Genomic DNA, 25,304 nt, shown 5'->3' with positions numbered 1-25,304 from the left:
ATGAGCCGCTACCAGCCCCCATTGACCCTGACACCTCGAATGCTCGCCCTGATCGCGGAGATCAGTGAGCAGATCGGTCAGCTTTCGGCTGCCGACAGTGGGCGACAGACACCCCAGTTGCGTCGTAGGAATCGTATTCGAACGATCCAGGCTTCTCTGGCAATTGAAAACAACACACTCAGCGTCGAGCAGGTGACTGCTGTATTGGCCGGGCAACGGGTGCTGGGTTTGCCTCGAGAAATTCAGGAAGTGCGCAATGCTTTTGCCGCTTATGAATGCTTGACTGACTGGAAACCCGGCAATCGATCCGATTTGCTGCGCGCTCACGAGCTGTTGATGCAGGGGCTGATTGACGAGAGTGGTCGATTTCGACGGGTAGGTGTCGGTATCTATCGAGGTGAGCAACTGGTCCACATGGCGCCGCCGCCAAGCCGGATTGCCCAATTGGTGGACGACTTGCTGGCGTGGCTTGATGCTTCGGACTGGCATCCGTTGATCACCAGTTGTGTCTTTCACTATGAGTTCGAGTTCATCCATCCATTTGCCGATGGCAACGGACGAATGGGGCGGCTCTGGCAAACGTTGATACTCAGCCAGTGGCGCCCGGTGTTGGCGTATTTGCCCGTTGAGGCGGTGATTCGCGAGCAGCAGGATGGTTACTACGCGGCGTTGTCGGCTGCTGACCGAATGGCAGGGTCAACGCCGTTCGTGGAGTACATGTTGAATGCGTTGAATCTGGCGTTGCGTGAGGCTATCCAAAGTGAACCCTCAACCGACCAAGTAACCGACCAAGTAAAGAAGCTGCTTCATTTGCTCGCTGGAACCGTTCCGCTCAGCGTAAATGAGTTGATGAGTGCGCTGGGGCTGGCCCATAAAGCAACTTTTCGCGCGAACTACCTTACACCTGCATTAGCCGGGGAGCTGATTGAAATGACTGATCCTGACTCACCCAGGAGTCCGAATCAGAAGTATCGGCTGACGTCACTCGGCAAATTGAAGGTGCAGAAGTTGCAACACATGTAGCCAAGTGTGGATTCAAAAAAATGCCCGCATCTCTCGATGCGGGCATTTTTGTTTACGTCGATCTGTCGGCGATACGCGCCCCGATCACTGATCGTCGAAATACCGCTCATGCCAGTCCACCAGCGGTTGCGGCGAGTTGAGTTTCTGGCCGTAGATCACCGAGTAGGACAACACGTTCTGCACATACTGGCGTGTTTCGTCGAATGGGATGCTTTCCACCCACACGTCGAAGCTCAGGTGATCGGCGCCACGTAGCCACTGGCGTACGCGGCCGGGACCGGCGTTGTAGGCGGCGGAGGCGAGTACGCGGTTGCCGTTGAACTGGCTGTGTACCTGGCTGAGGTAAGCGGCGCCGAGCTGGATATTTTTATTCGGATCCAGCACTTGCTGCGGCGAGGCCAGCGGAATGCTGAACTTGCGCGCGGTTTCCTTGGCGGTAGCGGGCATCAGTTGCATCAGGCCGCTGGCGCCGACGCTGGAACGGGCGTCGTCCATGAACGCACTTTCCTGACGGGTAATGGCAAACACCCAGCTCGAATGCAGGCCGCGCACCTTGGCTTCGCGTACCAGAGTGTCGCGGTGAGCCATCGGGAACCGGATGTCCAGATCATCCCAGTACTGCGCCTGACTGATGGTGCGGATGGCCGGGAAGTACCATTTCAGGTCATAAGCCAGTTTCGCCTGGGCGACCATTTCGTCGCGGCTGAAATGCCGGCTGACGTGATACCACTCGCGGCGTCCGTCAACGATCTGGCCACGGGCATGGAACTCCAGCGCACGACGTACACCGGGCGTGTTGCGCACCTTGTTGATCAGCGCCTGACTGAGTACCAGCGGCTTGTTGTTCAGCGAGTACGGCGATTGCGATCGGTCAGCGGCGAGGAAACCGTAGAAATCCCGTTCCCGCGCCAGATTCTTGTACAGCGTCTGTACTTCCGGGTTCTGCGGTTGCGCCAGTTCCAGGCTGCGAGCCTGCCAGTAACGCCAGCGGTTGGTGGTGGCCAGGTCCTGCGGCAGACGGCGGGTCAGTTGGTAGGCGTCATCCCAGCGCGCCAGACGCAACAACAGACGCAGACGCCATTCGGATACGGTGTTGTCGCGCAGTTCCGGATCGTATTTGGTCATCACGTCCAGCGCTCGGCTGTCGAAGCGGCGGGCGAGGGTGAGGCCGATTTCCCGGGCGATCGCGACTTTTTCATCCCGGGAGAAATGCATGCTGCTGGCATAACCGTCAAGCAGGGCCATGGCCTTGTCCGGATTCTGACGCGCGAGGCGGCGCAGGCCGAGGCTGACCACATCCGACATCGGTTCATCGGCCGGCGTAAAGCGCGAAGGCTGGTTGAGCAGTTCCGGTTTTTGCGCCACGTCCACCAGCAGGCGGCCGCGCGGGGCGAGGGTGGTCAGGCCGTTGACCAGGCTGTTCGCCAGCGGGTAGTTGCGGTGCTGGGCGGCGAGTTTGGCGCGTTCCCAACGTTTCTGCTCGGTCAACTGGCCTTCGGCGGCCCACATGCCGAACAGTGCATCGCAGGCGGCGGGCTGGGATTTGCCGGTCAGCCAGAGCTTTTCGGCATTGGCGAAGCCCTCGGCTTTCTTGTTGTGGCTGATCTGGTACTGAGCGTTCAGACAGTCCAGTTCGGTGAAATTCAGTTTCGGGTCGTAATACTTGACGAACGTCGCCCAGTCGCCGCGATCGGCCAGCCAGCGCAACCAGCGCAGCTTCATCCAGTTGGCCTGGGGCAGGTCGCCATGTTCGGCAAGGAATTTTTCGATCTCCGCGTTGCTGGCGGATTTCAGCCGGGCAGTCAACTCGTCGTAGGCCAGGTACGGTTCCAGCGGATAGTCGGCGAGGGCCTGGCTGTAGCGGAAATACGGGCCGCTGTCGCCCTTGGCCAGGGCGCGCTTGGCTTCATCGTAATACTGACGTTGGGTGGACAGGTCCACCGCCTGGGCGGATTGAACGGCAGCGGCGGAAAGCAGCAAACATGACAAAACACTGAAGAGGCGACTGCGCATGAGACATCCGGGCAGAGAAATCATGACAAGTACCGGCCCAAAACCGGCACTGAATTGCTTGTAGCTTAGCCTTTTGCCAGCAGCGGGCGAAAGCTTTGCCGGCCTTGCAGCACAAGTTCGCAACAATTGTTGTGCAGAGTGCGTCAGCGGCGAAATTGCCGGCCTGCTCGGGGCCCGATTCAGGTAGAATGCGCGCCCGGTTTTTGGAGAAGCTCATGACCCTGCTCAAATTCAGCGATGTGTCCCTTGCATTCGGCGCGATGCCGTTGTTGGACAAGGTGTCCTGGCAGATCGCCCGTGGTGAGCGGGTGTGCATCATCGGCCGCAACGGCACTGGCAAATCCAGCATGATGAAACTGGTCAAGGGCGACCAGAAGCCTGATGACGGCTCGGTGTGGCGTGCCCCCGGTCTGAAAATCGGTGAATTGCCGCAGGAATTGCCGGTGGCCGACGAGCGGACAGTGTTCGACGTGGTCGCCGAAGGCCTCGACGGCGTCGGCGCCTTGCTCGCCGAATACCATCACCTGAGCCAGAACATCGTCACCGACGCCGATCTGGACAAACTGATGCACGTCCAGCACGACCTCGAAGCCCGCGATGGCTGGCGCTTGCAGACCCTGGTCGACAGCACCCTGAGCCGTCTGCAACTGCCGGCCGACAAGACCCTCGCCGAACTGTCCGGTGGCTGGCGCCGTCGCGTGCTGCTGGCGCAGGCGCTGGTGTCCGAGCCGGATCTGCTGCTGCTCGACGAGCCCACCAACCACCTGGACATCGGCGCGATTGCCTGGCTTGAAGAAGCGCTGAAGGATTTCCAGGGGGCCGTGCTGTTCATCACGCACGACCGTTCTTTCCTGCAAAACCTCGCTACCCGCATCCTTGAACTGGATCGCGGCGGCCTGATCGACTGGAACGGCGACTACGCCAGTTTCCTCGTTCACAAAGAAGCCATGCTGGCGGCCGAAGAAACCGCCAACGCGCTGTTCGACAAGCGACTGGCTCAGGAAGAGGTGTGGATTCGTCAGGGTATCAAGGCCCGTCGTACCCGTAACGAAGGCCGCGTCCGTGCTCTGAAAGCATTGCGTGTGGAGCGCAGCGAGCGTCGCGAGCGCACCGGCAAGGCCAACATCCAGCTGGAAACGGCGGAAAAATCCGGCAAGCAAGTGATGGTGCTGGATAACGTGAGCTTTGCGCATCCGGGTGGTCCGTTCCTGATCCGCGATTTTTCCATGGTGCTGCAACGCGGCGACCGGATCGGCCTGCTCGGTGCCAACGGTACCGGCAAGACCACCCTGCTGAAACTGATGCTCAGCGGCCTGCAACCGACCAGCGGCAAAGTGGAAGAGGGCACCAGGATCGATGTGGCCTACTTCGACCAGTTGCGTCATCAGCTGGATCTGGAAAAGACCGTGATCGACAACGTCGCCGAAGGTCGCGACTTCATCGATATCGACGGCCAGAGCCGCCACGTGCTGAGCTATCTCGGCGACTTCCTGTTCAGCCCGCAGCGTGCTCGAACGCCGGTGAAGGCATTGTCCGGTGGTGAGCGTGCGCGTCTGCTGCTGGCCAAGCTGTTCAGCAAACCTGCGAACCTGCTGGTGCTCGACGAACCGACCAACGACCTCGACGTGGAAACCCTCGAGCTGCTCGAAGAAGTGCTGTTGACCTTTAACGGCACTGTGCTGATGGTCAGCCACGACCGGGCATTCCTCGACAACGTGGTCACCAGCACCCTGGTCTTCGAAGGGGAAGGCAAGGTTCGCGAATACGTCGGCGGCTATCAGGACTGGATCCGCCAGGGCGGCTCTCCGCGCCTGCTGGGTGTGACCGAAAGCAAATCCGGCAAGGCTGATCTGAATTCGGCGGTGGTCACTGCTGAACCGGCGCCGGTCGCCGCGCCGGTTGCTGCGGCCCCGGCTACGAAGAAGAAGCTGAGCTACAAGCTTCAGCGCGAGCTGGAAGCCTTGCCAGGCGACATCGACGCCAAGGAGCAGCAGATTGCTGCTATTGAGGCTGAAATGGCTGAGGTCGGGTTCTATCAGCGTCCGCCCGCCGAGACGGCCAAGGTGATTGCTATGCTTGAGCAGTTGCAGGCGGAGCTGGATGCGCTGGTGGAGCGTTGGGCCGAGCTGGACGCCTGATTGATTCCAGGCATGAAAAAGCCCGGCGTCCAGTGATGGGCGCCGGGCTTTTCAGCTTTTCACAAGTGACTGGAATCAGCGTTTGACCAGATGCACCGCCAGCACGTCGCAGGGTGCACCGTGCAGCACATCATTGGCGGTCGAACCCAGCAACAATGCCAGACCATGCCGGCCATGGCTGCCGACCACGATCAGGTCGCATTCCTTTTCCTTGGCGAAATGGTGGATTTCCTGACGCGGCTGGCCGTAGGTGAGGTGGCAGTTGGCGCCTTCGAGTTCGGTGTACTTGTGCTTCAGGCGTTCAAGACGTTCCTTGGCCTGATCGAACTGCTGTTGTTGCAGTTGTGACAGATCCATCGGCACGTCACCACCGAAGGCCATGGCCATCGGTTCGACGATATGCACCAGCGACAGCTTGGCGCCATTGCTCACCGACAGCTCTCGGGCACGGTGAATCACAGGGTCGCACTCTTCGGTCAGATCTACGGCGACCAGAATATGGTGGTAGGGCATGAGGTGCTCCTCGTGAGGGATCAATATTGGTAAGTATGGCTGGTTTCAAGCGCATTGGTTCCAAAGTGACGCAATGGGCTCGTTCAAATTCGGGAGTAGAGATATGACGGTCTGGCTGGTGGTGTCAATCCTGCTGGTGGTGTTGAGTCCGCTGGCATGGTTGCGTCCGTCCCGTGCCCAGAGTGGCCGGATAGCCTTGCGCACGGAGGCTCGGCGCATCGGGCTGGCCATGCAGCTGGCGCCCCAGGAGTGGCCGCACTGGATGTCTCAGGAGCCGCCTAACCCGTGCGCGCAATACCATCGGCCACGCCGTGGCAAGCAGCCGGCGTGCTGGACGTATTGGCAGAAATCCCCGGGGATGTGGGTTAATCAGTGGCAGGAAGTCTGTGAAGATCCGCTGTTGCTCAATCATTTCGAAAAATTGCCGGGCAATGTTTTCAAGGTCGAAGCGGACAAGCAGATGATCGCCCTCTATTGGGGCGAGAAGGGGGAAACCTCGGTTTTGCTGGACATTGACGCCACGCTGAAAGCGCTGGCATGACTCGCGGACTTTTCGCGCTGCAACGGTGCGAAACGTCTGGCATACGAGCAATAAAAAGCCCGACATGATTCATCGGGCGGGGTTGGCCAGGCAGGCCGGAAATTCTTTTTGGTGTTGAGCCGGAGCGATTCGGCCAGTGAATGTGCGCCAGTTTTCCTTCGTCGTCCAGCCAGCGTAGCCTGTTAAACAAGGCTTGCGGTGAATTAGGGCGACTTTTCTAACTATTAATCTTATGAATGCCCTCACATGCAAGCGTGTGTGGCCGGGCTGCGTCCTACAGAAATGACCGCAAAGTCGCATTTCAACCCGTATTTAGGGCGATTGACAATTGTCGGAAATTCCGTGAAGGTGGCGTACCCAAATCAAACGGGCGTATGAATTGAGCGTTTGTATTGCAGACTGCTCCTACAGAATCCCGACTATCGCGTTGGCGGGTGTGCCGGGTGGATGGGTGTCAGCATCGACGAAAAAACGTCCTGCCGAGCCATTTGCCTGCGTCCGACGTGTACTGTTCAGCTTCCATATCGTGGAGATCAGTTGATGATTTACGAAGGTAAAGCCATCACGGTTAAAGCTCTTGAAAGTGGCATCGTCGAATTGAAATTCGACCTCAAGGGTGAGTCCGTCAACAAGTTCAACCGTCTTACCCTGAACGAGCTGCGTCAGGCCGTAGACACCATCAAGGCAGATGCTTCGATCAAGGGCGTGATCGTCAGCAGTGGCAAGGACGTGTTCATCGTCGGCGCCGACATCACCGAATTTGTCGACAACTTCAAGCTGCCGGATGCCGAGCTGGTTGCTGGCAATCTCGAAGCCAACAAGATCTTCAGCGATTTCGAAGACCTCAACGTGCCGACCGTCGCCGCGATCAACGGCATCGCGCTGGGTGGCGGCCTGGAAATGTGCCTGGCAGCGGACTACCGCGTCATGTCGACCAAGGCCAAGATCGGTCTGCCGGAAGTCAAGCTGGGCATCTACCCGGGCTTCGGCGGTACCGTGCGTCTGCCGCGCCTGATCGGTGCCGACAACGCCATCGAGTGGATTGCCGCCGGCAAGGAAAACCGTCCTGAAGACGCGCTGAAAGTCGGCGCCGTCGATGCCGTGGTTGCCCCTGAAAAACTGCAGGATGCTGCCCTTGAACTGATCAAGCGCGCCGTCTCCGGCGAGTTCGACTACAAGGCCAAGCGTCAGCCGAAGCTGGAAAAGCTCAAGCTGAACGCCATTGAACAAATGATGGCTTTCGAAACCGCCAAAGGTTTCGTCGCTGGCCAGGCCGGCCCGAACTACCCGGCCCCGGTCGAAGCGATCAAGACCATCCAGAAAGCCGCGAACTTCGGTCGTGACAAGGCACTGGAAGTCGAAGCCGCAGGTTTCGTGAAACTGGCCAAGACCTCTGCCGCGCAGAGCTTGATCGGTCTGTTCCTGAACGATCAGGAACTGAAGAAAAAGGCCAAGGCCTACGACGAAATTGCCCGGGACGTGAAGCAGGCCGCTGTATTGGGCGCCGGCATCATGGGTGGCGGTATCGCCTATCAGTCGGCTTCCAAAGGTACGCCGATCCTGATGAAGGACATCAACGAGCACGGTATCGAGCAAGGTCTGGCTGAGGCCGCCAAGCTGCTGGTCGGTCGCGTTGACAAGGGCCGCATGACGGCCGCGAAAATGGCTGAAGTGCTCAATGGCATTCGCCCGACCCTGTCCTACGGCGATTTCGGTCACGTTGACCTGGTCGTTGAGGCCGTGGTCGAGAATCCGAAGGTCAAGCAAGCCGTTCTGGCGGAAGTCGAAGACAAGGTCAAAGAGGACACCATCCTCGCGTCCAACACTTCGACCATCTCCATCAGCCTGCTGGCCAAGGCCCTCAAGCGTCCGGAAAACTTCGTCGGCATGCACTTCTTCAACCCGGTGCACATGATGCCGCTGGTGGAAGTGATCCGTGGCGAGAAGTCCAGCGAGCTGGCCATCGCCACCACCGTCGCCTACGCCAAGAAAATGGGCAAGAACCCGATCGTCGTCAACGACTGCCCGGGCTTCCTGGTCAACCGCGTACTGTTCCCGTATTTCGGCGGTTTCGCCAAGCTGGTCAGCGCCGGTGTGGACTTCGTCCGTATCGACAAGATCATGGAAAAATTCGGCTGGCCGATGGGCCCGGCGTACCTGATGGACGTGGTCGGTATCGACACCGGCCACCACGGTCGTGACGTCATGGCTGAAGGCTTCCCGGACCGCATGAAGGACGACCGTCGTTCGGCCATCGACGTGCTTTACGAAGCCAAGCGTCTGGGTCAGAAGAACGGCAAGGGCTTCTATGCCTACGAGGCCGACAAGAAAGGCAAGCAGAAGAAAGTCGCCGATCCGTCGGTACTGGAAGTGCTCAAGCCGATCGTCTACGAGCAGCGCGAAGTCACTGACGAAGACATCATCAACTGGATGATGATCCCGCTGTGCCTGGAAACCGTGCGTTGCCTGGAAGACGGCATCGTCGAAACCGCCGCCGAAGCCGACATGGGTCTGGTTTACGGTATTGGTTTCCCTCCATTCCGTGGCGGTGCGCTGCGCTACATCGACTCGATCGGTGTTGCCGAGTTCGTTGCCCTGGCCGACCAGTACGCTGATTTGGGCGCGCTGTACCACCCGACCGCGAAGCTGCGCGAAATGGCCAAGAACGGCCAGAGCTTCTTCGGTTAAGCGCCCCCAACTAGAGTGAGAGTGAACTTATGAGCTTGAATCCTAGAGACGTCGTGATTGTCGACTTCGGTCGTACTCCGATGGGCCGCTCCAAGGGCGGCATGCACCGCAACACCCGCGCCGAAGACATGTCGGCGCACCTGATCAGCAAACTGCTTGAGCGCAACACCAAGGTCGATCCTGCCGAAGTCGAGGACGTGATCTGGGGCTGTGTGAACCAGACCCTGGAGCAGGGTTGGAACATCGCGCGCATGGCGTCGCTGATGACCCAGATCCCGCACACCTCGGCCGGCCAGACTGTCAGCCGTCTGTGTGGCTCGTCGATGAGCGCGCTGCACACCGCTGCGCAAGCGATCATGACCGGCAACGGTGACGTGTTCGTGGTTGGCGGCGTCGAGCATATGGGCCACGTGAGCATGATGCACGGTGTCGATCCGAACCCGCACATGTCCCTGTACGCGGCGAAAGCTTCGGGCATGATGGGCCTGACCGCTGAAATGCTGGGCAAAATGCACGGCATTACTCGCGAACAGCAGGACGCCTTTGGCGTGCGCTCCCACCAGCTCGCCCACAAGGCGACTGTGGAAGGCAAGTTCAAGGATGAAATCATCCCGATGCAGGGTTACGACGAGAACGGTTTCCTGAAAACCTTCGACTACGACGAAACCATTCGTCCGGAAACCACCCTGGAAAGTCTGGCGGCTCTGAAGCCGGCGTTCAATCCAAAGGGCGGCACCGTGACTGCCGGTACTTCGTCGCAGATCACTGATGGTGCTTCGTGCATGATCGTGATGTCGGCACAGCGTGCACAGGATCTGGGTATCCAGCCACTGGCCGTGATTCGCTCGATGGCGGTAGCGGGTGTTGACCCGGCCATCATGGGTTATGGTCCGGTACCGGCAACTCAGAAAGCGCTGAAGCGTGCGGGCCTGGGTATCAACGATATCGACTTCTTTGAGCTTAACGAAGCGTTCGCCGCACAGGCTCTGCCAGTGCTCAAAGACCTAAAAGTGCTCGACAAGATGAATGAGAAGGTTAACCTGCACGGCGGCGCGATCGCCCTGGGTCACCCGTTCGGTTGCTCCGGTGCCCGTATTTCCGGCACGTTGCTGAACGTGATGAAGCAGAATGGCGGCACCTTCGGGGTGGCTACCATGTGCATTGGCCTCGGCCAAGGCATCTCCACCGTCTTCGAACGCGTCTAAGCGTCTCGTCGATGGAAGCCGGGGCCAAGTGCCCCGGTTTTTGTTTTTGTGGATTTATTTTTGTTTTTATTTTGAAAATATTTGAGTGAGGGCCGAAGCATGCCGATACAACCAGGGCTCTACCAGCATTACAAAGGTCCGCAGTACCGCGTATTCAGTGTCGCGCGGCATTCCGAGACCGAAGAAGAAGTGGTCTTTTACCAAGCCCTGTATGGGGATTACGGCTTTTGGGTGCGTCCCTTGAGCATGTTCCTGGAGTCCGTCGAGGTTGACGGCGAGCAGGTCCCACGCTTTGCTTTGGTGCAAGCCGAACCGAGCCTTTTTTCGAAGCCGTAAGGCGAGTGCGCGCAAAACCCTGCGCTTGACCTCACCTTGTAGCCACTATATATAGCGGTGCCGCGTCAGGCGCCAACCGCCTTTCACTTCTAGAATTCAGGAATTTTCTGATCCATGGGCAAATCGCTGGTCATTGTGGAATCCCCGGCTAAGGCCAAGACCATCAACAAGTATCTGGGCAACCAATACGTGGTGAAGTCGAGTATCGGCCATATCCGAGACCTGCCCACCAGCGGTTCGGCTAGCGCCAGCAAGGAGCCAGCCGCCAAGCGCGGCAAGGCTGCTGCGGGCGAAGCGCCAGCGCTGTCGCCGAAAGAGAAGGCGCGCAAGCAGCTGGTCTCGCGCATGGGTGTCGATCCCGAACACGGCTGGAAAGCCAAGTACGAGATTCTCCCGGGCAAGGAAAAGGTCATCGAAGAGCTGCGTCGGCTCGCCAAGGATGCTGACACCATCTATCTCGCAACCGACTTGGATCGCGAGGGGGAAGCCATTGCCTGGCACCTGCGCGAAGCCATCGGTGGTGACGACAGCCGCTACAAGCGCGTGGTGTTCAACGAAATCACCAAGAAGGCGATTCAGGAAGCCTTCTCGGAGCCTGGCGAACTCGACATCGATCGAGTGAACGCCCAGCAGGCCCGTCGTTTCCTCGACCGCGTTGTCGGCTACATGGTCTCGCCACTGCTATGGGCGAAGATCGCCCGTGGCCTGTCCGCCGGTCGCGTGCAATCGGTTGCCGTGAAACTGGTGGTCGAGCGTGAGCGTGAGATCCGCGCGTTCAACCCGGAAGAGTACTGGGAAGTGCATGCCGATCTCGGCACCGCCAAGGGCTCGACCGTACGTTTCGAAGTCGCTCGCGAAAAAGGCGAAGCCTTCAAGCCGCTGAACGAAGCGCAGGCGACGGCCGCACTGGAGAAGCTCAAGTCCTCCAGCTACAGCATCGTCAAGCGTGAAGACAAACCGACCAGCAGCAAGCCGTCGGCACCGTTCATCACCTCCACACTGCAACAGGCCGCGAGCAACCGCCTGGGCTTCGGTGTGAAGAAAACCATGATGATGGCCCAGCGTCTCTACGAAGCCGGCTACATCACTTATATGCGTACCGACTCGACCAACCTCTCGGCTGATGCCGTGGCGATGGCACGTGATTACATCGAAACCGAGTTCGGCAAGAAATACTTGCCGGAGTCGCCGAACGTATACAGCAGCAAGGAAGGCGCACAAGAGGCTCACGAAGCGATCCGTCCTTCCGACGCCAACACCACGCCAACCAAGCTGGCCGGCATGGAGCGTGACGCTGAGCGCCTCTACGAGCTGATCTGGCGCCAGTTCCTGGCTTGCCAGATGCTGCCGGCGCAATACCTGTCGACCACCGTCAGCGTCGCTGCCGGCGATTTCGAGCTGCGTGCCAAGGGCCGTATCCTGAAGTTCGACGGTTACACCCGCGTGCTGCCGCAAATCACCAAGCCTGGCGATGATGACGTTCTGCCGGACATGGCGCAGGGCGACGTGATGAAGCTGATCAAGCTCGATCCGTCCCAGCACTTCACCAAGCCACCGGCCCGTTATTCGGAAGCCAGCCTGGTGAAGGAAATGGAAAAGCGTGGCATCGGCCGTCCTTCGACCTATGCGGCGATCATTTCGACCATTCAGGATCGCGGCTACGTGACTCTGCACAACCGTCGTTTCTATTCGGAAAAGATGGGGGACATCGTTACCGAGCGTCTGTCGGAAAGCTTCTCGAATCTCATGGACTACGGCTTCACCGCCGGCATGGAAGAGAACCTCGATGACGTGGCTCAGGGCGAGCGCGACTGGAAAAACGTGCTGGACGAATTCTATGGCGACTTCAAGAAAAAACTCGAAGTGGCGGAGAATCCGGAAGCCGGCATGCGTGCCAACCAGCCGGTGATGACCGACATTCCTTGCACCACTTGCGGCCGCCCAATGCAGATTCGTACTGCGTCGACTGGCGTGTTCCTCGGTTGCTCGGGTTACAGCCTGCCGCCGAAAGAGCGCTGCAAGGCTACCGTCAATCTGGTGCCGGGCGATGAAATCGCGGCGGACGATGAAGGTGAATCGGAATCCCTGGTCCTGCGCGGCAAGCACCGCTGCCCGATCTGCAGCACGGCCATGGACGCCTACCTGCTCGACGAGAAGCGCAAGCTGCACATCTGTGGTAACAACCCGGATTGCGCCGGCTATGAAATCGAAGAAGGCAGCTACCGCATCAAGGGCTACGAAGGTCCAAGCCTGGAATGCGACAAGTGCGGCAGCGAGATGCAGCTCAAGACTGGCCGTTTCGGCAAGTTCTTCGGTTGCACCAACCCGACCTGCAAGAACACCCGCAAGCTGCTGAAGAGCGGTGACGCGGCGCCGCCGAAGATGGATCCGGTGAAGATGCCTGAGCTTAAGTGCGAAAAGGTCAACGACACCTACATTCTGCGCGACGGTGCCTCCGGTCTGTTCCTGGCGGCCAGCCAATTCCCGAAAAACCGCGAGACCCGTGCTCCGCTGGTGATTGAGATTTTGCCGCACAAGGACGAAATCGATCCGAAGTACCATTTCCTGTGCGAAGCGCCGCAGAAGGATCCGGATGGCCTGCCGGCCGTGATCCGCTACAGCCGCAAGACCAAGGAGCAGTACGTGCAGACCGAGGTCGACGGCAAGCCGACTGGCTGGAAAGCGTTCTTCGACGGTGGCAAGTGGACGGTGGAGGACAAGCGTCCGGCAAAAGCCAAGGCTTGAGCTGACTCCGACCTTGTGATGGGCTGATATTATCGGCCCGGTACAACAAAAGGCCGCATGACAATCTTCGGGATATCATGCGGCCTTTTTGTTTAAAGCTTGCGGACGGATCGGCTGATCCATGACACTGTCCGGCCTGTGTGAAGCCAATATTTCGTTGTGGAGAGTGCCGACATGGCCCACGAACTCTATACCCGTACCAATCAGAAGATCTATTTCGCGGGTTTGTCGCTGGAAGCGCTGGCCAGGGCCGAAGAGGGGCGGGCGATGAACTCGCTGGCGCTGATTCAGGCCGGGCGAGAATCCGCACTGTTTCATCTCTACGGCGCATTGTTGGGGTTGTGTCATGAAATCGCCGGCTTCTATCGTCTGCCGCAAGCCAATGCGTCGCGGGCGGAAGCGCTGCTGACCCGTGATGTGCTGGAGTCGATTGCCATTCCAGAGTTGGCAGAGATGATTGAACTGGCGGGAAATCCGGAAACCTGGCTGGCTAAATTGCTGTCCGCGCACTCGGCGCTCTTTCAGCCGCCACGGGTGCCGCACAAGCCGAAGGGTGATGTGACGCAGCCGTTGATTCAGGCGGTGAACCTGGATGAGGAAGAGGTAGTTGAAGAATTGAGTCGCGAAGAGCTTGAGAGCTGGCGGCAGAACCTCAAGGGGCTGGCGATCCGCTTCCGTGAAGGCTTGAACGAGTGCTGAGGAGCTGTGGACTGGCGGCGACGAGAGGCGTGCTGCTGGTCAAGATCCCGAGCGAAGCCTGAATGATGTCTATATAATCCCTGCCTTTCGTGGAGAACAGACCTATATGCCAACGTCCTTTCTAGAAATTGTCGAGTTACCAGACGGCCGAATCGAACTGCGCAGGGCCGAGGACGAGGGGTCTCTGGTGACTCTGGATTTCTCCGAGGATGCCAAGGCGTTTCTGCAGGGGCAACACGTTGAAATTGCCAAGGCCATGTTGAGCGTCGGTGTGCAAATGGCGGGGCGTATGGTTGAAGGCGAGTTCGATAAAGATGAGGGGCCGCGGGTTCTTCATTGATCCGCTGTCTGTCAGTTACTGCTCCAGATCGGCTTCTCTATCCCTGGAGAAGCCCTGCGCTTTACATGGCGCGCATTGTTGCTGAATCACCCCAAACGAATGTTCAGGCTTTGAGCGTCCCCGGTGCGGGCGGCGCTGATCAGCTGTTGGCGTGAGCCTGAGTTGAGCGGGTTCAACCATGTCACCACCGTATGGCTACGACCCAGGCGCAGGGCTTCGCAAGCCAGTTGCTGAGCACTTTGAGCGCCGCGCGGTTGCAAGAGCAGGATACGTTCGCGATTCAATCCGGCATCCCGCAACCAGGTCTGGGTCAGGCTGGCAGGCGGTGCAATCAGGGTCAGCCAGCGTGCGTCCTGATCCTCGCTCAGTTCGCGAAGAATCGGTGCCAGCAGGCTCAGGCAGTTCCCGGCCGCGCCGCGCAGTGACAGCTCGCTGAACGCTTCAGGTTCGGTATTCCACGGACGCTCCACGACATCCTTGAGGATGGGGGCGAGCGGTTGCGCGAGAAACGCTTCGAACAACGGCAGTTGTGTTTGCTGAGGTACGTGTGGGAACTGCATAAAGCCTCCTTTAGCGGCGGATGACGCCGACACTCAAGCCTTCGATGACCAGTTCCTGGTCTTTCAGGTTGACTTCGATAGGGGCGAACTCGGGGTTTTCGGCAATCAACCAGACTTTGCTGCCATCACGCTTGAAGCGTTTGACGGTGACTTCGTCGCCGATCCGCGCAACTACGATCTGACCGTTGCGTGCCTCGCGAGTGGTGTGAACCGCCAGCAGGTCGCCGTCGAAAATACCGATGTCCTTCATGCTCATGCCGTGGACCCGTAGTAAGTAGTCGGCGCGTGGATGAAAGAAGGCCGGGTTGATGTTGCAGGACTCTTCGATGTGCTGCTGAGCGAGAATCGGCGCACCGGCAGCCACTCGGCCGATGATCGGCAGGGTGGATTCGTCGATCTTGGCTTCGAAGCCGGGGATGCGAATGCCGCGAGAGGCGCCGGGAGTCATCTCGATCGCGCCTTTGCGGGCGAGCGCCTTGAGGTGCTCTTCGGCCGCGTTGGGCGATTTGAATCCCAGTTCCTGAGCGATTTCCGCACGGGTCGGCGGGTAGCCGTTGTCTTCGAGGCAGCGTTTGATAAAGGCCAGAATCTCGGCTTGGCGTGGCGTCAGCTTAAGCATATTGATCGCTCTGTCTTTTTATACAGTGACTGGGATTATATACAGTGAAGCGGTCTTGGCAATGATCGTTTTTTGCCATGCCGCCGGACGGTCAGTGACGACCCTGATTAATGTGGCGTCCTTGATGTGGTTAAATAACTGACCGACCATTCCCAAAACGAACTGGCAGGCTTGACAAGGCATAGGCTGAAACGTATGTTTCAAACAAGTGTTTGTCAGGCGGAGTAGCCATGGCCCAGTCGGAAACCGTTGAACGCATTCTTGATGCTGCAGAACAGCTGTTCGCGGAAAAAGGTTTCGCTGAAACCTCGTTGCGTCTGATCACCAGCAAGGCAGGGGTCAACCTCGCGGCGGTGAACTATCACTTCGGCTCGAAGAAGGCGCTGATCCAGGCGGTTTTCTCGCGCTTCCTCGGTCCTTTCTGTATCAGTCTCGACAAAGAACTTGAGCGCCGTCAGGCCAAGCCGGAGAACAAGCCTTCGCTCGAAGAACTGCTGGAAATCCTCGTCGAGCAGGCGCTGGTAGTGCAGCCACGCAGTGGCAACGATTTGTCGATTTTCATGCGTTTGCTGGGGCTGGCGTTCAGTCAGAGCCAAGGCCACCTGCGTCGTTATCTGGAAGATATGTACGGGAAGGTTTTCCGTCGCTACATGTTGCTGGTGAACGACGCTGCACCGCGGATTCCTCCTATCGAACTGTTCTGGCGGGTGCACTTCATGCTCGGTGCCGCGGCGTTCAGCATGTCCGGGATCAAGGCTCTGCGTGCGATCGCCGAGACAGATTTCGGCGTCAACACCTCCATCGAGCAGGTGATGCGTCTGATGGTGCCGTTTCTGGCAGCCGGCATGCGTGCTGAAACCGGCGTCACCGACACGGCCATGGCCACGGCGCAGTTGCGACCTCGCAGCAAATCAGCGCCGGCACCTGCCAAGGTTTAATCGGTCATGGGTGGGCGCGGCAACTGACATCCGCTAAGCTAGCCGCCCATGTCGACTCTCGTTCTGAATCCGTTTCTCATTGAAATCACCGACCCTCCGGGCAATGCCCCAGGTGGTGGTTTCGTGGGCGACGGGTTTTTCGTTTTCAAGGAATCTCTATGACTGCTGGCCTGCAAGGCTCGTTGATGGTGGACGTCGCCGGTACCTGGCTGACGGCCGAAGATCGCCAATTGTTGCGCCAGCCGGAAGTGGGCGGCCTGATCATCTTTGCTCGCAACATCGAGCATCCGCGACAGGTGCGTGAGCTGAGCGCGGCAATTCGTGCCATTCGTCCGGACTTGCTGCTGGCGGTGGATCAGGAAGGCGGTCGCGTCCAGCGCCTGCGTCAGGGCTTCGTACGCCTGCCAGCGATGCGCGCCGTCGCTGACAATCCGAACGCCGAATACCTGGCCGAACAATGCGGCTGGATCATGGCCACTGAAGTGCTGGCGGCCGGCCTCGATCTGAGCTTCGCGCCGGTGTTGGATCTGGATTACCAGCGCAGCGCCGTCGTCGGCACTCGCTCGTTTGAAGGTGACCCGGAGCGCGCCGCGCTACTTGCCGGAGCGTTCATTAAAGGCATGAACAGTGCCGGGATGGCCGCCACTGGCAAGCATTTCCCTGGCCACGGTTGGGCGGAAGCGGACTCTCACGTTGCGATCCCCAATGACGAGCGCAGTCTCGATGAGATCCGCGCCAACGACCTCGTGCCGTTCGCCAGACTCAGCAAGCAATTGGCCGCCGTCATGCCGGCTCACGTGATTTACCCGCAAGTCGACGCACAGCCCGCCGGTTTCTCCCGGCGCTGGCTGCAGGACATCTTGCGCGGCGAGCTGCAGTTTGACGGCGTGATCTTCAGCGATGACCTGTCGATGGCCGGCGCGCATGTAGTGGGCGACGCCGCCAGTCGTATCGAAGCGGCACTTAGTGCCGGTTGCGACATGGGCCTGGTGTGTAACGACCGCGCGGCTGCCGAACTGGCCCTGAGCGCCGCGCAGCGCATGAAGGTCAAACCGTCGCCGCGTATTGCACGCATGCGCGGTCAGGCGTTCGCCAGTACCGAATACCGTCAGGATCCGCGCTGGCTGACCGCTGTCGGTGCGCTCAAAGACGCTCAACTGATCGATTAAGGATTTTTCGCTATGACGGTTTACGCAATCATCGGCGGCACCGGCCTGACCCAGCTGGAAGGCCTGAGCATTCGTCAGTCGCTGGCTGTGGATACGCCCTATGGCGCGCCCTCGGCCGAAGTCCAGATTGGCGAGTACGCCGGCAAGGAAGTGTTGTTCCTCGCTCGTCACGGTCATCCGCATCGCTTTCCGCCGCACAAGGTCAACTATCGCGCCAACCTGTGGGCGTTGAAGCAGGCCGGGGCCGAAGCGATCATCGCGGTCAACGCCGTGGGCGGAATTCATCCTGCAATGGGCACCGGACATTTCTGCGTCCCGCATCAGATCGTGGACTACACCAGCGGTCGCGAGCACACCTATTTCGCCGATGATCTGGAACATGTCACACACATCGACTTCAGCTTTCCCTACAGCGAACCGCTGCGTCAGCAATTGATTACTGCGTTGGCCGCCGAAGGTTGCGAGTACAGCGATCAGGGCGTTTACGCCTGCACCCAGGGCCCGCGTCTGGAAACCGTGGCCGAAATCGTGCGTCTGGAGCGTGACGGTTGCGACATTGTCGGCATGACCGGCATGCCGGAAGCGGCCCTGGCTCGTGAATTGGATCTGGATTACGCCTGTCTGGCACTGGTGGTGAATCCAGCGGCGGGCAAGACCACTGAAGTGATCACCATGGCCGAGATCGAGCAGGCGTTGCACGATGGCATGGGCAAGGTGAAATCGACGCTGGCGCGCGTACTCAAGGGCTGAGTCTGGCTCCGGAACAACTTGAATGAACAGGCGCTGAGAATCTCAGCGCTTTTCAAACTTGTCCGGCAACGGCGCAAACAACGCCTCGATATCATCACTCTGCAACTTCCAGTCTCCGGCCTTGCGCCCATCCAGCACGCCGGCCGCCAGGTCGGATTTTTCCCGCTGCAAGTGCTGAATCTTCTCCTCGACCGTGCCCCGGGCAATCATCTTGTAGACGAACACCGGTTTCTCCTGACCAATGCGATACGCACGGTCGGTTGCCTGATTCTCGGTCGCCGGGTTCCACCACGGATCGTAGTGAATCACTGTGTCCGCTTCTGTCAGGTTCAAACCCACACCGCCAGCCTTCAGGCTGATGAGAAAGATCTGACGCTTGCCGCTCTGGAATTCCTTCACCGGTGTGCGCCGATCACGGGTCTGACCCGTCAGCAGCGCATACGCGATATTGCGCTTTTTCAGTTCATCCTCGATCAGTGACAGCATCGAAGTGAATTGCGAGAACAACAGAATCCGCCGACCTTCCTCAAACAGCTCCTCAAGCATTTCCATCAGGCTGTCGAGCTTGCCCGATGTGCTGCCGCGAGCGGGCAGGGCGGCGTCGTTGACCAGGCGCAAATCGCAGCAGACCTGACGCAGCTTGAGCAATGCTTCAAGAATAATGATCTGACTGCGCGCCACGCCTTTACGGGTGATTTCGTCGCGAACCTTTTTATCCATCGCCAGACGCATGGTTTCGTACACGTCGCGCTGTGCTTCGTTGAGCTCGACCCAGTGGATGATCTCGGTTTTCGGCGGCAGCTCGGTGGCAACCTGCTCCTTGGTGCGACGCAGCAGGAACGGTTTGATCCGACCGTTGAGGTGCTGAAGTCTGACTTCGCTGGCGCGTTTTTCGATCGGTACGCGGTAATCGGCGTTGAAGCTTTTGACGTCGCCGAGCCAGCCGGGCAGCAGAAAGTGAAACAACGACCACAGTTCGCCCAAGTGGTTTTCCAGCGGCGTCCCGCTCAGGCACAGACGCTGACGCGCATTGAGTTCACGGGCAGCCTGTGCGGCTTTGCTGTTCGGGTTCTTGATGTACTGCGCCTCATCCAGCACCAGCACGTGCAGTGGCTGTTGCGCCAGGCGCTCGACATCCTTGGGCAGCAGCGCATAGGTTGTGAGGATCAGGTCGTATTCGGCCAGATGCTCGAAATGCTTTTTGCGGCTGGCGCCGTACAGGGCAACCACCTTGAGCTGTGGTGTGAAGTGCGCCGCTTCATCGAGCCAGTTGGGAATCAGGCTGGTGGGCATCACCACCATGCAAGGTCGATCCAGGCGTCCGGCGTTCTTCTCGCTGAGAATGTGCGCCAAAGTCTGTAGGGTTTTACCCAGGCCCATGTCGTCCGCGAGGATCCCGCCGACCTCAAGTTGCCGCAACGACTGCATCCAGCTCAAGCCTTCGAGTTGATAGGGGCGCAGTGTCGCATTCAGCCCCTTCGGTGTTTCGGCGCTGTAGTCGCGGATGTCCCGCAAGCGCTGGGCGAAGCTGCGAATCTGCTCGCCACCTTCCCAGAGCAGGGGAATGCCTTCCAGGGAATTCAGGCGCGTGGCGTCGGCCTTGCTCAGGCGCAACGTGGTTTCACCCGGCTCCTGCAAATAAAACTCGCCAAGGGTCGCCAACACCGGTTTCAGACGGCCGAGGGGCAGGGCGACTTGTAACGGCCCGTGCTCGCTGTTGCGTTGCGGGATGTTCACCAGAATCAGTTCATCGTCGCGACGTCGGGCGAGACGTTCCGGATTGAGGATTTCCGTGTGCGAACGCATCAGATTGAGCAGGATCGGCAGCAGGCTCAGGCGCTCACCGTTGACGATGATCCCCAGCTCCAGGTCGAACCAGTCGCGCTCCGGCGTCTGCTCGACGGTGGCGTACCAGTCGTCGACGGCGGTCAGGTCGAAGCCGAACTCATCGTCGACCAGCAGCTCCCAACCCTGAGTGCGCAGCTTTGGCAGGTCGTTGAGGGTGAACGTCAGCCAGGCGCTGTCGTTGACCATCTCGTAGAGTTCGCCGGCGCTTTCCGGCAGGGCCTTGCTTTGCCGGGTGGCAATGCGGAAACCGAGAATTCTCAGCTGCTCGCGGTAGCTCTGTTCTACCTCCGGGTGGCGTTTGACCCGCAGGGTCTGGGCTTCCTGGCGAATCAGGATGTCGCTGTTTTTCTGCCCGCTGACGTATTCGTCGAGGTAGCTGAAAGACAGCGCCGCGCGATGCTGGATGTAGCGCTGCATCTTGCCATTGCGCGGCTCGAACGCGCTGAACTCGACGCTCGCCAGCCACAGGCGCGGCACCGGTTGCACGTTGTCCACCAGCACTTGCGGCGGCGCTTTCGGACTGCGGTTTTCCAGTACTGCCTGGAGTTTTTCCAGCAGTTCGACGTCTTTCGCAGCGGCGGGGTATTCGAGGGTCTCCTGCACTTGCAGCAGCACCGCCGCGCAGTGTTTGCAGTTGCTGTGAACCGGGCAGGTGCAGGTGGCATCGACCATCAGCAGCGTGCCTTTGGCTGACTCGCGCAGGTGAATCGTCTGACGGTAGACGTTACCCCCGGAGCCTTCGCAACTGGCGGTAATGGTTGCGTCGCCGACCTGCACGAATCGCACCCGGTTCTCCAGAGCATAGCGGCGGCCACGCTCCAGACTTTGTTCCTTGAATCGGCTGACCCAGGAGGAGGCCAGCGGTTTACTCAGAGACGGGGGCATAAGGACTTCGATCAGTCCGGAATGGCTTCAGGCGCTTCCCGAGGCGCAGGCGCCGTCAGTGAAGTGATCTTGATCAGCAGGGCCAGGTGGCCGTTATCGAGGTAGTTGAGTTGGCCGTTTTTGGTGTGGCTGTCCTGTTTCAGGCGTTCGCTGGCGGTGACCATGCCGTTGGCGTCGATCTGGTTGACCCAGAAGTCGGCGCTCACATCGGTAAAGCGCCCGAGCTTCATTTCAATGGTGCCTTCGATCGGGAACTGGCCGAACTGCTCCTGACCTTCGCTGACTGCGACCTTGGCTGGCGTCTCGCCCAGTGTCTGCTGCCAGGCCTTGTGCATCAGTACGCTGTAGTCGCCACTGGCGGTGAGTTTGGTCGCAACATCGTTCAGCGCCGGGGTGCGTTTGCTGTCATCGCCCAAACGTTGGGCGCCAGCGGCCCAGTCTTCCGGTGCGGCGCGGCTGACAATCGCCGGCACGGCGTTCTGGCGCACCAGAATCATTTCAACCTGATACAGGTCATCGGCGAACGCCGTCGGTGCTGCCAGCGTTATCAAGAGCGAGGTCAGTAGCAAGGTCAATGAGCGAAACAGGCGCATGCGGCGTCCTTCAAGCAGTTTTCGGGATGAGGCGCTCGAACAGCGCCTCCACAGTATTAAAGCGCTCTTCCGGGCGCTCCATCGGCACCTGGAACTTGAACATCGTGGCGCCTTCGAATTTGTAGCGCTTTGGCTGGCTCTGGATCAGTTTGATCAGGGTCATCGGGTCGACCGGCGTCTGCGCCGCAAACTCGATACGACCACCTTGCGGGCCGCCATCGACTTTCTTGATGCCCAGCTGTTCGGCCTGCAACTTCAGCGCCGTGATGCGCACCAGATTCTTGGTCGGCTCCGGCAGCAGGCCGAAGCGATCGATCATCTCCACTTGCAGATCCTTCAGGCCTTCCTCGTCGGTGGCCGAAGCGATGCGCTTGTACAGAATCAGGCGCGCGTGCACATCCGGCAGATAGTCTTCCGGAATCAGCGCCGGCACCCGCAGGTTGACTTCCGGACCGCCGCCAAGCGGTTGGTCGAGGTTCGGCTGTTCGCCCTTGCGGATCGACTTCACCGCACGCTCGAGCATCTCCATGTACAGGGTGAAACCCACGGCCTGGATCTGCCCGCTCTGGCCATCGCCCAGCAGCTCGCCCGCACCCCGGATTTCCAGGTCGTTGGTGGCCAGCACGAAGCCCGCACCCAGATCCTGCGTGTTGGCAATCGCCTCCAGACGTTTTTCCGCATCGCCGGTGATTTGCTGGCGCGGCGGGGTCAGCAGGTAGGCGTAAGCCTGGTGGTGGCTACGGCCAACGCGGCCGCGCAACTGGTGCAACTGCGCCAGACCGAACTTGTCGGCGCGCTCGATGATGATGGTGTTGGCGCTCGGCACGTCGATACCGGTCTCGATGATGGTCGAGGCGATCAGCACGTTGAAGCGCTTGTGGTAGAAGTCGCTCATCACCTGTTCGAGTTCACGTTCGCGCATCTGCCCGTGGCCGATGCCGATGCGCGCTTCCGGCACCAGTTCGGCCAGTTCGGCGGCGCATTTCTCGATGGTCTTCACGTCGTTGTGCAGGTAATAGACCTGACCGCCACGCAGCAACTCACGCAGCAGGGCTTCTTTGACCGTGCTCTTGTTCTGCTCCATGACGAAGGTGCGCACCGACAGGCGTCGCGCTGGCGGTGTGGCAATGATTGAGAGGTCGCGCATGCCCGACACCGCCATGTTGAGCGTGCGCGGAATCGGCGTGGCGGTCAGCGTAAGAATGTCGACTTCGCTGCGCAGGGCCTTGAGCTGTTCCTTCTGACGGACACCAAAACGGTGCTCTTCGTCGATGATCACCAGCCCGAGATTTTTGATCTTGACGTCGTCCTGCAGCAGCTTGTGAGTGCCGATGACGATGTCGATATTGCCTTCGGCCAGTTCGGCCACCGCAGCGTTCACTTCCTTGGCCGACTTGAAGCGGCTCATCACTTCCACGGTCACCGGCCAGTCGGCGAAGCGGTCGCGGAAGCTGTTGTAGTGCTGCTGGGCGAGCAGGGTGGTCGGCACCAGGATCGCCACCTGCTTGCCACCGTGTACGGCGATGAACGCGGCGCGCATGGCCACTTCGGTCTTGCCGAAACCGACGTCGCCGCAGACCAGTCGATCCATCGGTTTCGGCGCGAGCATGTCCTCGCGCACGGCTTCGATGGTGGACTGCTGGTCCGGAGTTTCCTCGAACGGGAAACCTGCGCTGAAGGTCGCGTAATCGGCCTTTGGATCGGCGAACGCATAACCTTCGCGGGCGGCGCGGCGGGCATAGATGTCGAGCAGTTCGGCAGCGACGTCGCGCACTTGCTCGGCGGCCTTGCGCTTGGCTTTTTGCCAGGTCTCGGAGCCGAGGCGGTGCAGCGGGGCGAGCGCATCGTCGCTGCCGGTGTAGCGGGCGATCAAATGCAGGTTGGCCACCGGCACGTAAAGCTTGGCGTTCTCGGCGTATTCAAGGGTCAGGAATTCGGCAGCCTGATTGTCGATTTCCAGAATCGTCAGGCCGAGATAACGACCGACACCGTGGTCGATGTGCACCACCGGCGCGCCTTCGCGCAGCTCGGTGAGGTTCTTGATCACTGCATCGTTATTGGCGTCGGCGCGTTTTTCGCGACGGCGACGCTGCATCACGCGTTGGCCGAACAGCGGACTTTCCGCGACCAGTGCCAGTGCCGGCTCCTCCAGCATCAGGCCTTCGTCGAGCGGGGCGATGGTGATCGCCAGACGATCCTTGCTCGCGACAAAATCCGGCCAGCTGTCGACGGTTTTCGGGCGCAGCTTCAGGCGCTCGAGCAATTCCAGCAGCACTTCGCGACGGCCTGCGGATTCGGCGGTGAACAGCACGCGCCCGGGGAACTCGTCGAGGAATGCCGAGAGCGCAGCCAGTGGCTGGGTGGCCTTGGCTTCGATCGCCAGGTTCGGCAGTGCTTGCGCCGGAAAGCGTTCACGGCCGGCGCCGGTTTCCACGTCCTGTTGACTGGCGACTACGCGCGGCCAGTTCTTCAGGCGGGCGAAGCAGTCTTCCACCGGCAGGAACAGCTCGGCGGGCGGCAATAAAGGGCGGGATGGATCGACGCGGCGCTCTTCATAGCGGTTGCGCACATCGTTCCAGAAGTTTTCCGCCGCTTGCTCGATGCCCGGCAGCGAGAACACTTGCGTGTCTTGCGGCAGGTAATCGAACAGGGTCGAGGTTTCTTCGAAGAACAGCGGCAAGTAGTACTCGATACCCGCCGGCGTGATGCCGCTGCTCAGGTCCTGAAAGATCGGGCAGCGGCGGAAATCGACGTCGAAGCGCTCGCGAAAGCGCGCCTTGAAGCGGGTGACCGCCTCTTTCTGCAGTGGGAACTCCTTGGCCGGCAGCAGCTTGACCGAATCGACCTTTTCGATGGAACGCTGGTTTTCCGGGTCGAAGGTGCGCAGGGTTTCGATTTCGTCGTCGAACAGGTCGATGCGATAGGGCAGTTTGCTGCCCATCGGGAACAGGTCAATCAGCGCGCCGCGCACCGTGAACTCGCCGTGCTCGTAGACGGTGTCGACGTAGCGATAGCCGCTGGCTTCGAGCCGCGAGCGCATTTGCTCGACATCGAGTTTCTGCCCGACATCCAGCACCAGGCTGCTGCCAAGCAGGAATTTGGTCGGCGCCAGGCGATGCAGGGCGGTGGTGATCGGCACCACCAGCACGCCATGTTCCAGCTCTGGCAGTCTATAAAGGCTGGCGATGCGCTGGGAAATGATGTCCTGGTGCGGCGAAAACAGGTCGTAGGGCAGGGTCTCCCAGTCCGGGAAATGCAGTACCGGTAAATCCGGGGCGAAGAAACTCAGCTCCTGCTCCAGCCGTTCGGCACTCTGGCTGTCGGCGGTCAAAAGCAGCGTGAAGCGCTTGGCAGCGCTGGCAGCCTCGGCAATCGCCAGGCTCAGGGCGGCACCGGGGAGGTTGCCCCAGTGCTGTTTACCTGCCGCGGCAGGGAGAAGCGGTAGACGCAGAACAGGCACGGAAGGTTGAGCTCCAGGCGTTGCGACAAAGTCGGTAATTGTAGCGGCGTCCGGTGCCGCCTGTCAGTTGCAGGATGCGTCTATCTGCGCTGTTTTGGAGAAATGTAGTGGTAACCATAAAAACCAGCGCTTTTTTTGCGGTTATGTAGTGCCAAAAGTCGATGGTGTTACGGAGGGTTACAGACATCGTCTAACAGTCGTCGAAAAACTGACTGCTCTGGAAGCCCCGGTTTTACTGGGC

At 59.7% G+C, this 25,304-nt stretch carries 19 protein-coding genes; 12 read left to right on the top strand and 7 right to left on the bottom strand.

All coding sequences use genetic code 11. From position 1 onward, the window contains the following. A complete protein-coding gene (locus tag L6D81_RS19890; RefSeq protein ID WP_236181587.1) occupies window positions 1-1,023 on the top strand; it encodes a Fic family protein in 1,023 nt (340 codons plus the stop codon). 84 nt (window positions 1,024-1,107) lie between these two features. Here the strand turns inward: L6D81_RS19890 and L6D81_RS19885 are convergent, their stop codons facing one another. Next, on the bottom strand, window positions 1,108-3,036 hold the full coding sequence (locus L6D81_RS19885) for a transglycosylase SLT domain-containing protein (RefSeq protein WP_236181586.1): 1,929 nt from the start codon (window positions 3,034-3,036) through the stop codon (window positions 1,108-1,110). 215 nt (window positions 3,037-3,251) lie between these two features. Between L6D81_RS19885 and L6D81_RS19880 the strand changes: the two genes are divergently transcribed. Continuing rightward, window positions 3,252-5,174: an ATP-binding cassette domain-containing protein gene (locus tag L6D81_RS19880; protein WP_236181585.1), complete on the top strand. Its 1,923-nt coding sequence runs from the start codon at window positions 3,252-3,254 to the stop codon at window positions 5,172-5,174. Between the two features lie 75 nt (window positions 5,175-5,249). Here the strand turns inward: L6D81_RS19880 and L6D81_RS19875 are convergent, their stop codons facing one another. Continuing rightward, window positions 5,250-5,687 (bottom strand): universal stress protein, encoded by a 438-nt coding sequence (locus L6D81_RS19875; RefSeq protein ID WP_236181584.1) that lies wholly within the window; start codon window positions 5,685-5,687, stop codon window positions 5,250-5,252. A 103-nt stretch (window positions 5,688-5,790) separates the two neighbouring features. Between L6D81_RS19875 and L6D81_RS19870 the strand changes: the two genes are divergently transcribed. From L6D81_RS19870 to L6D81_RS19840, 7 genes are all read left to right on the top strand, one after another. Continuing rightward, complete coding sequence (locus L6D81_RS19870; RefSeq protein WP_236181583.1) at window positions 5,791-6,228, top strand: hypothetical protein; 438 nt, start codon at window positions 5,791-5,793, stop codon at window positions 6,226-6,228. Between the two features lie 540 nt (window positions 6,229-6,768). Next, window positions 6,769-8,916 carry a fatty acid oxidation complex subunit alpha FadB gene (fadB, locus tag L6D81_RS19865; RefSeq protein ID WP_236181582.1) on the top strand — a complete coding sequence of 716 codons (2,148 nt, stop codon included), beginning with the start codon at window positions 6,769-6,771 and terminating at the stop codon, window positions 8,914-8,916. Window positions 8,917-8,945: 29 nt separating this feature from the next. Then, window positions 8,946-10,121: an acetyl-CoA C-acyltransferase FadA gene (gene fadA / locus L6D81_RS19860; RefSeq protein ID WP_007953060.1), complete on the top strand. Its 1,176-nt coding sequence runs from the start codon at window positions 8,946-8,948 to the stop codon at window positions 10,119-10,121. 99 nt (window positions 10,122-10,220) lie between these two features. Next, window positions 10,221-10,457: a DUF1653 domain-containing protein gene (locus L6D81_RS19855; RefSeq protein ID WP_007953059.1), complete on the top strand. Its 237-nt coding sequence runs from the start codon at window positions 10,221-10,223 to the stop codon at window positions 10,455-10,457. 114 nt (window positions 10,458-10,571) lie between these two features. Further along, the gene (topA, locus tag L6D81_RS19850; RefSeq protein WP_236181581.1) at window positions 10,572-13,202 is read left to right on the top strand and encodes a type I DNA topoisomerase; all 2,631 of its coding nucleotides are present in this window, start codon (window positions 10,572-10,574) and stop codon (window positions 13,200-13,202) included. Between the two features lie 174 nt (window positions 13,203-13,376). After that, window positions 13,377-13,901, top strand: coding sequence for a DUF6586 family protein (locus tag L6D81_RS19845; protein ID WP_236181580.1), 525 nt, complete (start codon window positions 13,377-13,379; stop codon window positions 13,899-13,901). A gap of 106 nt (window positions 13,902-14,007) precedes the next feature. Continuing rightward, window positions 14,008-14,241 (top strand): hypothetical protein, encoded by a 234-nt coding sequence (locus L6D81_RS19840; RefSeq protein ID WP_007953047.1) that lies wholly within the window; start codon window positions 14,008-14,010, stop codon window positions 14,239-14,241. An 86-nt stretch (window positions 14,242-14,327) separates the two neighbouring features. Here L6D81_RS19840 and sulA read toward each other — a convergent pair whose 3' ends face one another. Beyond that, window positions 14,328-14,801, bottom strand: coding sequence for an SOS-induced cell division inhibitor SulA (gene sulA, locus L6D81_RS19835; RefSeq protein ID WP_236181579.1), 474 nt, complete (start codon window positions 14,799-14,801; stop codon window positions 14,328-14,330). A 10-nt stretch (window positions 14,802-14,811) separates the two neighbouring features. After that, window positions 14,812-15,420, bottom strand: a complete 609-nt coding sequence (gene lexA / locus L6D81_RS19830) for a transcriptional repressor LexA (RefSeq protein ID WP_207983440.1) — start codon at window positions 15,418-15,420, stop codon at window positions 14,812-14,814. Between the two features lie 230 nt (window positions 15,421-15,650). Here lexA and L6D81_RS19825 point away from each other — a divergent pair, with 230 nt between their 5' ends. From L6D81_RS19825 to L6D81_RS19815, 3 genes are all read left to right on the top strand, one after another. Continuing rightward, window positions 15,651-16,358: a TetR/AcrR family transcriptional regulator gene (locus tag L6D81_RS19825; RefSeq protein ID WP_236181578.1), complete on the top strand. Its 708-nt coding sequence runs from the start codon at window positions 15,651-15,653 to the stop codon at window positions 16,356-16,358. Between the two features lie 158 nt (window positions 16,359-16,516). Then, window positions 16,517-17,527: a beta-N-acetylhexosaminidase gene (gene nagZ / locus L6D81_RS19820; protein WP_236181577.1), complete on the top strand. Its 1,011-nt coding sequence runs from the start codon at window positions 16,517-16,519 to the stop codon at window positions 17,525-17,527. A gap of 12 nt (window positions 17,528-17,539) precedes the next feature. Beyond that, window positions 17,540-18,277, top strand: a complete 738-nt coding sequence (locus tag L6D81_RS19815) for an S-methyl-5'-thioinosine phosphorylase (protein ID WP_236181576.1) — start codon at window positions 17,540-17,542, stop codon at window positions 18,275-18,277. Window positions 18,278-18,319: 42 nt separating this feature from the next. Here the strand turns inward: L6D81_RS19815 and L6D81_RS19810 are convergent, their stop codons facing one another. Genes L6D81_RS19810 through mfd form a run of 3 tightly spaced genes read right to left on the bottom strand, consistent with a single transcriptional unit; the run spans window position 18,320 to window position 25,063 of the window. After that, complete coding sequence (locus tag L6D81_RS19810) at window positions 18,320-21,010, bottom strand: DEAD/DEAH box helicase (RefSeq protein ID WP_236181575.1); 2,691 nt, start codon at window positions 21,008-21,010, stop codon at window positions 18,320-18,322. Between the two features lie 11 nt (window positions 21,011-21,021). Then, entirely contained in the window at window positions 21,022-21,603 is a 582-nt protein-coding gene (locus L6D81_RS19805) for a CsiV family protein (protein ID WP_236181574.1), read from the bottom strand. A gap of 10 nt (window positions 21,604-21,613) precedes the next feature. Further along, a complete protein-coding gene (gene mfd / locus L6D81_RS19800) occupies window positions 21,614-25,063 on the bottom strand; it encodes a transcription-repair coupling factor (protein WP_236181573.1) in 3,450 nt (1,149 codons plus the stop codon). Between the last annotated feature and the right edge of the window lie 241 nt (window positions 25,064-25,304).

Source organism: Pseudomonas sputi (genome assembly GCF_021603585.1).
GTDB lineage: Bacteria > Pseudomonadota > Gammaproteobacteria > Pseudomonadales > Pseudomonadaceae > Aquipseudomonas > Aquipseudomonas sputi.
Note: the sequence above shows the minus strand (reverse complement) of the source record. Positions and strands in the feature narration are given on the sequence as shown.